Raw genomic sequence first — 11,431 nt, 5'->3', positions numbered from 1 at the left:
TGTGAACATTTTTTTCAAAATTATCCATAACTATCGCAGCCAGCAGGTACTCAGATGAGTTCCCCCAACTACAGTCATGAGGAAACCCCCTGATTAAGGCGCTGCATCCCTTGGCAAAGGGCAGGTAAAGCCATACTCAAAAGCGTGGGCTGGTGATTGCAGTTGTTGTCCAGGATTGCTGGCTTTCCAGAAGGAAGGTTTAGCTTTCTCCTGCAAATAAGGAACGCTTGTGAAAGTGGTAGCGATCGCCATGAGATAGAATATGCACTCGCAGATTGTGGATACTGATCGGGTCGTTAGCACCAATCTTAGGCTGGTTCGTGTAAGACATTTCCTTGGGATCAATAATTGTGACAGTCCCTTTACCCATCACTTCTAACCAACCATTTTTTTCAAACAAAGCGCAGGTATCTTCATCAATTCCGATTGCCAATCGATCCGGATGTTCCGAAATAGCACTAATCAGGCGTGCCATACGATTGCGATGGTAGAAATGTTGATCTACAATGACCTCTGGAATGATTCCTAAGCCCATGGTTATATCCACCAAAGCACGATTAGGAGACTCACCACTACCACCACCAGCAATCATGTGATGACCCATAACTGCAGCCCCAGCACTTGTCCCAGCTAGGGTAATCTCGCTCTGATGAACCCGCTGCCGAACTTTTTCCATTAAGGGGGTATCGGCTAGTAGCCCGCACAAGCGTAGTTGGTCACCTCCAGTCATGAATACCCCGGTACAGATTTCCAAGTACTCTAGTAAGTCTTGGTTTTCTGCTTCAGAGCGATCGCGTATATCTAGCAACCGAATTTCTTCGGCTCCCATGTCTTCAAAGATGCGTTGATAGCGACTGCCAATCACGGTTGGTTCTCTGGAGGCTGAAGGGATAATGGCAAGGCGAGCATTAGTTCCTCCAGCACGCCCAAAAAAAGTTTGCAGGATCTCTCTTCCATGAACTTTATCTTCAGCGCCGCCGATTACCAAAATAGCTGGTTGAGTGGACTTAGGCATCCTAATTCTTTGCAATTGAGATTCTAACTGCTGCATTATATTAGTAATGGGCATGAGGTGAGTTCAATACTTTTGAGTAGTGCTTTTTAGTTAAAATGCCACATTATAGCAATTTTTCAGTTTACTTCGTGATTATTTAATGATATTCACGCATTATAGCCTTACCATTTATGCATAATCACTGATTATGTATCTTAGCCTCTTCCCACAGGATTTTTAGCTCCAGACCCCTACCCTCCCTTAACTGTTTGTGCGATTTGACATTATCACTCTATTTCCGGATTTCTTCAGCTCTCCCCTGACTTCAGGGCTACTTGGTAAGGCGCTCCTCAAACAAATTGCCGAAGTGCATCTGATCAACCCCCGAGACTTTGCTACTGACAAACATCGGCGAGTTGATGATGAGCCTTATGGTGGTGGGGTGGGGATGTTGATGAAACCAGAGCCGATTTTTGCGGCTGTAGAGTCTTTACCCATTTTACCCCAGCGTGATGTCATCTTAATGACCCCTCAGGGGGAACCCATGAAACAGCAATTGTTCAAAGAATTAGCCACAGGTTATGATCAGCTGGTGATAATTTGTGGACACTACGAAGGTGTGGATGAGCGGGTATTACACTTAGTCACCCGAGAGGTATCATTGGGGGATTTTGTCTTAACCTGTGGAGAAATCCCAGCCCTAGCCATGATTAATGGTGTCACCCGGTTGCTACCAGGAACAGTAGGCAAAGCCGAATCCCTTAAATTAGAAAGCTTTGAAGCCGGGTTACTGGACTATCCTCAGTACACAAGACCTGCTGAGTTTCGGGGATGGAAGGTTCCAGAAGTTCTGTTATCAGGAAATCATGGGGAAATTGACCGCTGGCGTAAAGAGCAGCAAATTCAGAGGACTAAAGAACGCCGTCCTGATTTGTATGATCAATAATCGGGAATCGGGAATCGGGAATCGGGAATCGGGAATGTAGAATGTAGAATGTAGAATTGAGAATCGGGAATCGAGAATTGGGAATCGGGAATCGGGAATCGGGAATCGGGAATCGGGAATCGGGAGTAGGCAAATGGATATTTGGCATAGAGTCCCATCACTAAGGTTGCCAAAGCAGCTGAAATCCTGGTGGCAATCACTAGTTCCCCAAACAGAGGATGTAACAAGCGAGAGTTAGCCACCCAATTGATTGGGTGGGCGGGGTTAGAAGTTACCACAAGAATAAGGCAGCCTTTATGGTTGGTCGGTTATGGGAAAAAGGTTAAAACTTTGAGGCGCGACCCATGGCGAATTTAATTCGCCTATGGAAAGCGCGCCTCCATGATTAAGGCTGCCTTATTAATCAGGTTTCGTCTCCGGAGCGTACCGGGATTTATCCCGGCTCTCGTTATTTTCCTCTTTGATTTTGGATGTACTTCTTGACTGTTTCTGTATTTGCGTTTCCAGTAGTCGAGCAGAAATAACTGGGAGACCATAAGGTGGGTAATTTCAGCAATTCAGGGAACTCCTTCCTGAGATAATGAGAAGCCCTCCCTTTCACTCGTTTGATGATCGTGGAAGGAGCAAAGGTAGGATCGACCTCCAAAAACATATCAACATGATCGGGCATGATTTCTAGGGCTATAACCCTCCAGTTATGTTCTGAGCACAAGTCAAAAATTATTTCTTGCAATCTCATCTTTATTTTTCCGGTCAATACTGCTTTTCTTCGTTTAGGGCACCAGACGAAGTGGTAATTGATTAGTGTTACCGAGTGCGGATTTGTCCTGAATATTTCTTGATTATTTCTGACCATAGTTGTTGACAGAGGTAGTATATTCAAGTTATCCTATAGACTAAGGAGGTGACGAGGAATGTATGGATGCCAACAGCACCTGATAACCACAGACCCTGATAATAGGGCGGTTTTAGAATTTATTTGCGGAGAAGCCAATAAGTTAACTAATTGCGCTATTTATTATTGCCGTCAAGTATTGTTTAAGGCTGGTAAGTATGTCAAGAAGTTTGAGTTAGACAAGATCCTTAAAACTAATATCCATTTCAGGGCAATGAGATCTGCTTGTGCTCAACAAATTCTCCACAGTGTAATTGAATCATTTAAATCCTATCAGGCATTGGCAAAACTTTATAAATCTGGAAAACTAAGGGATAAGCCAAGGGTTCCAAAGTACAGAAAGAAAGGCGGAATGGCTGTCGTAAGTTATCCAGCTAGGTGGGTGAAGCTAAAAGATGGACAGCTCAAGTTTTCTTTAGGGAACCAGGTTAAAGCGTGGTTTGGAATTGATCATTTCCTTCTTCCAATGCCATCTAATCTGGATTTCAAGTCGATCAATGAATTCCGTTTTGTTCCTCGCAATGGCTGCTTTTACCTGGAATTTGTCTACAAGCAATCTGACATCGAGCCAGTTCAGACTAGTGGTAACGCCCTAGGAATAGATCCAGGACTCAACAACTGGTTGACTTGCGTTTCTACCACCGGCAAATCATTTATTATTGACGGTCGCAAGATTAAATCCCAAAACCAGTGGTACAACAAACAGGTAGCCAAAATTAAAAAGGGCAAGCCTCAAGACTACTGGGATGAGCGTTTGGCAAATATTACTGAAAAGCGGAATCGCCAGATGCGGGACAATATCAACAAAGCAGCCAAGTTTTTTATTAATTGGTGCTTGAGGAATCAAATTAGCACCGTGGTATTTGGATGGAATCAACGCAATAAAGATGGCATTAAGATTGGGAAAAAGAACAATCAAGAGTTTGTCCAAATTACCACTGCAAGACTCAAGAATCGAGTCCAGCAATTATGCGAGCAATACGGTATTAAGTTCATTGAAACCGAAGAAAGCTATACGAGTAAGGCTAGTTTTCTAGATCAGGATTTTCTACCTACACTTGGTGCGAAACCCATTCGCGAAGCGTGCCCTTCGGGCTTGGGGTGGAAGCCTTCTGGAAAGCGAATTAGACGTGGTCTCTATCGGTCAGCTAATAACGAGTTAATTAACGCAGATTTAAGGCACGCATGTAATATTTTGCGCAAAGTAGCGACACAGCTAGGGGTTGACCTAGCCGAGGTCGGTAGGGCAGCTTTGAACCTGCCACAACGGTACAGATTGGATTCTCTATCTAGTCAGTATTGTAAGCATCACGCAGCGCGGTTTCAACCCGCGTAGTGAGATCAGCTAACAATCCCCGTCTTTTTAAAGCGGGGAGAGTTCAAAAATCCTTGGGTTGTTGGAGAAAAATGGCATTGGACAAAATATCAGGATTAACCACCAGAATGTATGCCATGGTGACAAAGGTGGTTATTCCCGCCAGAATCTCCGTACTAAGTTTGGCTTGGTGTTGATCAAATTGGAAAAATTTAGCGTTCGCATTGGTATCTTCCACGACTTTACGGGGTTCCGTCAACGGGTCAGATTCTGGAGCCATGGCAAGGCTTGGGTAATCAATCTGCTGCTAGCATAGTATTTTTTTGCTACATGCGATGTTCCTTTGGAACCGCTACGCGATGTTCCTTTGGAACCGCTTCGCGAACGCAATCTCTAAATCCCTAATCTCTGCTGGCTCCAATCCATCCTTTGAGAATAAATTAGGGGTTGCCTGAAATAACAACACGACCAACTGCTACCAGAAAACCGCCAACTGCTGTGACCAAAATGCCGATCAATGTCCAAATTTGTGCCTTGGTTGAACCTTTTAATTCTTTTACATCCGTTGCGACCGCGTCTAGCTGTGTCTCTACTTTTATTAGTCTTTCGTTTATCTTGTTGACATCTTTTTGAAGGCTGTCTAGCTTCCCGTTTATGTCTTTTAATACTTCCTCTAAAGAGTAAGTAATTGTTATGGGTGTCTCGCTCATGAGTTAAACTCCTAATTTATTATTGGTCATTTCATACACTCTTGACTTTTGTTGCAAAATATTTTTTTTAAAAATACCAACTAATTGTATAATAGCTTAGAGCGGGAATACTGCATCCAAATAATTTGGATCAGGTACTTATATGGATGAATTTGGTAAAAACTATATCGCTGAAAAACCCCTAAAAGTTGCATCATGGGCCGAGCTCCGGGAGTGTCCGACAACTGGAAGCAAATCCCTACACACCACCGTCGAGTTTATGCCCGGACAGGTAATCTCTAAATTTGGCGTAAAAAAGAGCCTAGAGCAGCCCAATTATTTAAGCCTCCAAATTGGGGAACGCCAACATATTATGCTCCACCCAGAGTTTTTGCATTATCTCAATCATAGCTGCGCTCCCAATGTATTTTTCGCTGTGAGCGATCGCGTTCTGAGAGCCATGACTAAAATTGAAATTGGGGAGGAACTGACTTTCTTCTATCCATCTACGGAATGGTCGATGGATAGAGGATTTGATTGTATTTGTCAAAGCAAAGATTGCTTGGGTACTATTCGAGGTGCCGCCTACTTACCCTTAGATATTTTAACAAAATACAAACTCGCGCAGCATATACAGCAGCGCTTGGCTAAACGACATTGATGTCCTAAAATTGGCTTGATAAACAGTTTAAATCAACAGTCTCAAATAAAATTAGGAGAGCTACCACTATGAATAAATACGATAACATTGCCGAGTATTATGACGCCACTATGAAAAGTGGGTATTACGACTATCCGAAAGAAGCTCAGTCCCTGGACTCTATCCTCAAAGGTCGGAAAAAACTTCTCGAAATAGGGGTGGGAACGGGATTGCTTGCAGAAAAACTGCTCGAATTAGATCCCAGCTATGAGATAACTGGCATAGATTTTACTCCTGCTATGTTAGAACGGAGTAAAGCTCGTTTGGGAAATCGGGCAAAGGTAGTAGAAGGTAATGTGTTATCAATGGATTTGCAAGAATCTTTTGATGGCATATATTCCCATGGGGGTCCAGCCGGTGTTAGTCGGGTTGGTAACGATTACCACTTATACAGTTTTCTGCCCAATTTTGAGGACACCGTTAAAATGTTAGACAATATTGCCCGCCATTTACTTGACGGAGGCTTGTTTGTACTTAACATTCAAGCAGAAGAAATTGATGCAGATGGCGAGCAAGAGATTGGCAACGGCATTGTTTACGCTCAGCAAAAGCATCTCGATTTCCTAGAGAATAAAGAAATGTACTTTTGGGAAACAGACTATCGTTTCAAAAAAGAAGGTGAGATAGTTGCTAGCGATCGCCATAAATTCTTAATGGTGTACGGCCAACTTCTAGAAGATACCATGAAGGCGGCAGGGTTTAAGTTAAAAGAGGCGACTCCCGACGATTTATATATGGTTTACCAAAAAGTGATGTAAAAAAAGGTTCGAGTTAGACGCAACAAGAAAAACTTATTCAAAACAATTAAGATTTGGCAGTAGCATGATCTCAAAAGACAATAACAACTCAGAAATAAAAGATGGATGGCGAGATGATGTAACTGAATTTAGAAATTGGATGACAATTATTCCAACTATTCCTGAGACATTGTTCAAGATTGCCAGTGATATTCCCACCCCGGCACTTGTGTACGACCTAGATGCCATCACTGACACTGTAACGGCTTTACGAAACGACCTCAGACAAATTCAGAATAGTGAGCTTTGTTTGGCTGTTAAAGCAAACCGCTGCCAATCTGTGTTGCGTCATATGGCTAAACTTGGCCTAGGAGCAGACATTACCACCATACAAGAGCTAGATGCTGCCATGGCAGCAGGGCTGTGGCCAATCTACTCTACAGCACCAGGCTTCTCAGTTGCCGACCTTAAGCGTTTGGCAACTGAGGGTGTTATTCCAGATTTGTGCAGTCTGTCTCAGTTGCGTGTCTGGTGTGAAAGCGTTAACCGAGACAAAAGAGTTGGACTTCGACTTCGCTTTCCTTTTCACGAAGATGCTAAGGCTAAGAATGCAGTAACCCGATGGAGTAGATTTGGAGTTGATCCCACAGATTCCGGTCTACACAGCCTAATACAAACCCATGAGCTTGAGGTCGTCCATCTTCATGTTCATGAAGGTGAAACTTTTTCAGAAGCAGATCTACATCAGACACTTGATTTGCTAGTATCTTGCTTGGAAATCTTTCCTAAAGTTGAAGTGCTCAATCTCGGCGGTGGTTGGGCTTACCTGTTCCATCTGCAAAAACCTGAAGCACAACGGGTTTGGGATTTAGTAAATAAAACCATTACTCGTATCAACAACCAGCGCCAGCAACCAGTGCGGCTTGTGATTGAGCCAGGAATGCTATTAACTATGATGGCGGGCTACCTGGTTGCGGAGGTCAAAGCAGCAGACGATCATCCCTCTGGGAATCGCATTGTTGTTTTGGATACCTCTGCTTGGAACTTGATGTTCTGGGCACCACGTCCAGCAGTTGCTCAGATCCCTTTCCGAGAAGGACCTATGTTCGTCCATGACCTCGCAGGTTGTACTTGTTATGAGACAGATTATTTTTGTCTTAACGAAAAGATGGCAAGAATAGAGGTTGGTGACCGCGTGATCTTGAATGCATCGGGTGCCTACACCAGCAGTGTGGCGCGGAGTCTGCATGGACTACCAATACCGAAAGAGTTTGTCATTCGGGACAACCGTCTATGCCTGGTTGAGTGATCAAATTGGGTGAACAAAAAAAAAGTGTCTCGAATTAGTAGACCTGTGATGAAAATAGAAGCTCAAACCTCGAAGCAGGGAATAAAAAAGCTTATCAAACGCTTTTGCTCCCCGCTCCCTCACCAGACCGGGTTTTCAAGGAAAGACCCAAGGAATCACACTGGTGCGATCGCAAACTTTGTGATTAGCTCCAAAAGCTGATTACACTCCTTCTTATTATTAAGAAAGAAGTGGTCACCAGGAAACATGTGTATCGTGAAAGTGCTACTGGTTTGGTCACGCCAGGCAGCAAGCTCATCACTGTTGGCGTCGGTATCCTGCAAACCTCCGAAAACAGATATCGGACAATTAAGTGGGGGTTCGCTAGTGTAGGTATAGGTTTCGTTCATCCCGAAATCCGCTCGCAGGATCGGTAGAAACAGCTTCATTAGCTCCTGGTTTGCTAGCACAGCCTCTGGTGTGCCATTATATTGACGCAATTCTTCGATCAACTCAGACTTGGGCAAGTTATGAAGGGGAAGTTTTCGGGCAGGTACTTGAGGAGCGCGGCGACCGGAAATGAACAAGTGTCGAGGACTCTGGGCTTCCTCGCGCCGGAGTTGACGGGCTAATTCAAAACTGATTATTGTTCCGAGACTGTGACCAAAAAAGGCAAAGGGGATATCGAGATAGGGCAGTAAACCTGGTGTTAGGGTTTCAATCAGGGGCAATACGCCAGTAACCAGGGGTTCCCGCAGTCGCTTGCCCCGTCCAGGCAGTTCCACTGGGCAGACTTCGATATGGGGTGCCAATTGCTCCGGCCAAGTGCGAAAGCTCGAAGCAGCACCACCAGCATAAGGAAAGCAAAATAGGCGCAGGCGGGCTTTAGGATTTGGTTTTGGGCGAGTGATCCAAGAGTTGGTAGTAGTCATTGGTTATTTTGAAGGGAACAGGGAGTAGGGAGTAGGGAGTAGGGAACGAAATTATCACAATTCCTACACGGATCCCTATCTTTGGAAAGTAATCAATAGACTTCGCCGCAGAAGTTGGGAAATCGATCACTTTTGTAATACAAGATAATAGGCTTAGTTGTTATTTCACCAAGCCCATAAATAGTTTACAATAAAATCCGAGTTATATTAATATCATGTTCGGATAATTAGTGATAAAAAACCTTCTCCCTTGAAACCTTACTCCTTTCTTCTGCCCTCTGCCTTCTGTTCAGAAAACCCTATTTAATACCAGTAAAACTTACTATCACCCGATTCAAATCGGATAGTGAAGGCAGATTACTATCAGTTATTGATGGCATTGGCGACCTATTGATGTCAACAATCTCACCTGTATAGTAGTAAGGTTTAATATTCTCTTTTTCTTTGCCTTTCTTGCGAGCAAAGTATAGTTTCACTTTTTCTCCTTGGTTTGCCTGAGAAGTAATATAGCCAACTAGGGCGTGTTCATGGGAGTGAAATCCATTTTTCCAGTGGTATTGTTTAGGTAATTGCTTTTCTAAAGTCGGCCAAGTCAGTAAGTTCCATACTCCATGATTAGTATGATCTACCATATTTTTCAACCACCAATTAACAGTTGATTTTAAATATTTGTCAACGTAGGATGAGTCTTCCAAGCTAAGTGTTCCTGCCATTTGATCTAATTCAGCATAGACCCACCATTTTTTGTCAAGGTCACGAACACCCTTATCATTCTCATCAAAACTAATACCTCTACCCCAAAGCCCTGATTCTACATCATAAGCTTCCTCTAGCATACGAGATGCACCTATTTGGGCAAAGTCAATAAATCTTTGATTATTGAAAAGTTTACCAGTTAAGTAAATCATCCAAAAGGCTTTCATGGAATGACCATAATCTGTCGGCAGTTTTCCCTCTCCTATATTGTTAATCTCCATCCAGAATGTATTATATTCAGGGCTATAAAATTCGTTGATTATACTACTTGATAAATTTAACAAATCTTGTTTCCATTCTGATTGATAAGGTTCTGGTAAGATTGGCGCGAGAATAAGCATGTAGGTATAGATATGATCCAATTGGGACAGCAAATGTTTTTTCTGTTTAAGCCAATTGTTAGTAACATTTTCATTCTTAACTTGCTTGGGAACCCACATCATCATCTCTAGTTTTGGATCATAATAGGTCTCAAAGATAAAGTTCTTTAGTTGAATAATTTCTGGTAATAGTTCTTGATCTTGAGTTAGATAGTAATAAAAAGCCATTCCCTGTAAAGCATAGGCTAGTTCCTGACTAGTACGCTTTAAAACAGAAGGACCAGATTGGCGACTTTCTCTTTTCAAGTAACTAAATGCACCACCATTTTCTCGATCAAGTCCATAGTTACGAATCCAATCTATTCCAGCTTTTGCTAAACTAAGAAACTTTGGGTTTCCACTTAAATGATAGGCTACGCAGTATGTGTAAACTTGACGAGACTGAGAGACAATATAGTTTTTATCTAAGTTGTTGGTAATATAACCATAATTGTCTCCTAATTTAGTAAAAGCTGAACAGGGTTTAGATGGATTGACTAGATCACCATTGTCGCAGCGAAAACTAGGAAAATTACCCACAGGTTTACCGTAAGCAGTTTCCATCAACCACCAAGGATTGAGGTCTTCTTCTAAATGCTGTAACCATTGTTGACCCATCGTTATTTCTGTATTTTGTTGTGCTAATATTGGTTGAAATACGGTATAAAAGCAACAAAGTATCAAGATAATTAGGCTAGTGATTAGACTAAATGCAAATTTGTTTTTACGAAACTTTTTAAGCATTTTATTTATAGTTAATCTCCGTAAAAGTAACTTCGATTTTATTCATTTCAGGTATGGATTGTAGCGGTTTTTTATTGATTTTTTCAATCTTTCCTGTATTATAGTAAGGTCTAATTCCTTTTTTTTCTTTTCCTTCCTTACGGGCAAAGTATAGTTTCACTTTTTCTCCTTGAGTTGCTTGAGTAGTAATATAGCCCACTAAAGCATGTTCGTAACTGTGAAAACCATTTTTCCATTTCCATTGTTTAAAACCTTTCTTTTCTAAAGTTGGCCAAATTACTTTATGCCAGATTCCATGATTAGTATGATCTACCATATTCTTAAACCACCAATTAACTGTTGATTTTAAATATTTGTCAACGTAGGATGAGTTTTCTAAACTCAGAGTTCCTGCTACTTGATCCAATTCAGCATAGATCCACCAACTTTTATTAAGGTCTTTAATTAATTTTTTATTTTTATCAGCATACAATCGTGAATACCATGTTCCTGATTCAGAATCATAGGCTTCTTTGAATAACTTATCAGCACTAGTTCTCGCAAAAGTAATAAATCTTTCATTGTTAACTAATTTACCAGTTAGGTAGATCATCCACAAAGTTTTTATTGAATGTCCATAATCAGTTTTGCCAGTTAATATTTTTTTATCTTCTGCATTGTCAATATAATACCAAAAATTATTATATTCAGGACTGTAAAACTGGTTCATTAAGATCCGCGAGATGTGAACCAAATCTTTTTTCCACTGCGACTGGTAAGGTTCAGGTAATATCGGTGCGAGAAGCATTAGATAGGTGTTCATTTGATCTAATTCATACACTATTCCTTTCCTTTGTTTTTTGGATTCCTGGTTTTGAGGGTTTTTAGGTAATTGAAGTATTATGTCTTGTTCTGAATCATAGTAATTTTCAAAGATAAAGTCTTTTAACTTAATAATATCTGGCAATACTTCTTCATCTTGAGTTAGATAGTAATAAAAAGCCATCCCCTGTAAAGCATAGGCTAGTTCTTGACTATTACGCTCTGAAACAGAAGAAAGAGGAGTAAGATTATCTTCAGAAAATACAGATCGCCCT

General features: G+C 41.7%; 12 protein-coding genes and 1 pseudogene. 5 read left to right on the top strand and 8 right to left on the bottom strand.

The window, feature by feature from the left end:
• Positions 1-199: 199 nt before the first annotated feature.
• Entirely contained in the window at positions 200-1,051 is an 852-nt protein-coding gene (locus tag F6K38_RS14715) for a cyanophycinase (protein WP_044494486.1), read from the bottom strand.
• Between the two features lie 214 nt (positions 1,052-1,265).
• Between F6K38_RS14715 and trmD the strand changes: the two genes are divergently transcribed.
• Positions 1,266-1,940, top strand: a complete 675-nt coding sequence (trmD, locus tag F6K38_RS14710; protein WP_009149558.1) for a tRNA (guanosine(37)-N1)-methyltransferase TrmD — start codon at positions 1,266-1,268, stop codon at positions 1,938-1,940.
• Here the strand turns inward: trmD and F6K38_RS14705 are convergent.
• A complete protein-coding gene (locus F6K38_RS14705) occupies positions 1,934-2,218 on the bottom strand; it encodes a hypothetical protein (RefSeq protein ID WP_165691814.1) in 285 nt (94 codons plus the stop codon). The genes trmD and F6K38_RS14705 overlap by 7 nt on opposite strands.
• A gap of 170 nt (positions 2,219-2,388) precedes the next feature.
• Positions 2,389-2,796, bottom strand: a complete 408-nt coding sequence (gene tnpA, locus F6K38_RS14700; RefSeq protein ID WP_009149556.1) for an IS200/IS605 family transposase — start codon at positions 2,794-2,796, stop codon at positions 2,389-2,391.
• 58 nt (positions 2,797-2,854) lie between these two features.
• Here tnpA and F6K38_RS14695 point away from each other — a divergent pair, with 58 nt between their 5' ends.
• Positions 2,855-4,171, top strand: coding sequence for an RNA-guided endonuclease InsQ/TnpB family protein (locus tag F6K38_RS14695; protein WP_287356825.1), 1,317 nt, complete (start codon positions 2,855-2,857; stop codon positions 4,169-4,171).
• Positions 4,172-4,220: 49 nt separating this feature from the next.
• On the opposite strand, the pseudogene F6K38_RS14690 reads toward F6K38_RS14695, so the two are convergent.
• Both F6K38_RS14690 and F6K38_RS14685 read right to left on the bottom strand, forming a co-directional pair.
• Positions 4,221-4,430: pseudogene (locus F6K38_RS14690) on the bottom strand (hypothetical protein); the annotation flags it as partial.
• A gap of 160 nt (positions 4,431-4,590) precedes the next feature.
• Positions 4,591-4,860: a hemolysin XhlA family protein gene (locus F6K38_RS14685; RefSeq protein WP_009149550.1), complete on the bottom strand. Its 270-nt coding sequence runs from the start codon at positions 4,858-4,860 to the stop codon at positions 4,591-4,593.
• A 142-nt stretch (positions 4,861-5,002) separates the two neighbouring features.
• Between F6K38_RS14685 and F6K38_RS14680 the strand changes: the two genes are divergently transcribed.
• The 3 genes from F6K38_RS14680 to F6K38_RS14670 all read left to right on the top strand — a co-directional run bounded on the left by F6K38_RS14680 (position 5,003) and on the right by F6K38_RS14670 (position 7,585).
• Positions 5,003-5,500, top strand: a complete 498-nt coding sequence (locus F6K38_RS14680; RefSeq protein WP_009149548.1) for an SET domain-containing protein-lysine N-methyltransferase — start codon at positions 5,003-5,005, stop codon at positions 5,498-5,500.
• Between the two features lie 68 nt (positions 5,501-5,568).
• Positions 5,569-6,297 carry a class I SAM-dependent DNA methyltransferase gene (locus F6K38_RS14675; RefSeq protein ID WP_009149547.1) on the top strand — a complete coding sequence of 243 codons (729 nt, stop codon included), beginning with the start codon at positions 5,569-5,571 and terminating at the stop codon, positions 6,295-6,297.
• 64 nt (positions 6,298-6,361) lie between these two features.
• The gene (locus F6K38_RS14670) at positions 6,362-7,585 is read left to right on the top strand and encodes a diaminopimelate decarboxylase family protein (RefSeq protein WP_009149545.1); all 1,224 of its coding nucleotides are present in this window, start codon (positions 6,362-6,364) and stop codon (positions 7,583-7,585) included.
• A 155-nt stretch (positions 7,586-7,740) separates the two neighbouring features.
• Here F6K38_RS14670 and F6K38_RS14665 read toward each other — a convergent pair whose 3' ends face one another.
• The 3 genes from F6K38_RS14665 to F6K38_RS14655 all read right to left on the bottom strand — a co-directional run.
• A complete protein-coding gene (locus F6K38_RS14665; protein ID WP_009149543.1) occupies positions 7,741-8,496 on the bottom strand; it encodes a thioesterase II family protein in 756 nt (251 codons plus the stop codon).
• 299 nt (positions 8,497-8,795) lie between these two features.
• A complete protein-coding gene (locus F6K38_RS14660; protein ID WP_287356823.1) occupies positions 8,796-10,355 on the bottom strand; it encodes an AGE family epimerase/isomerase in 1,560 nt (519 codons plus the stop codon).
• Between the two features lies 1 nt (position 10,356).
• Positions 10,357-11,431: AGE family epimerase/isomerase (locus tag F6K38_RS14655; protein WP_287356821.1), on the bottom strand; the 1,075-nt coding region annotated here is incomplete at its 5' end.

The organism is Moorena sp. SIO3B2 (genome assembly GCF_010692525.1).
In the GTDB taxonomy this organism is placed as follows: Bacteria; Cyanobacteriota; Cyanobacteriia; order Cyanobacteriales; family Coleofasciculaceae; genus Moorena; species Moorena producens.
This window is presented reverse-complemented; position numbering and strand designations above follow the sequence as displayed.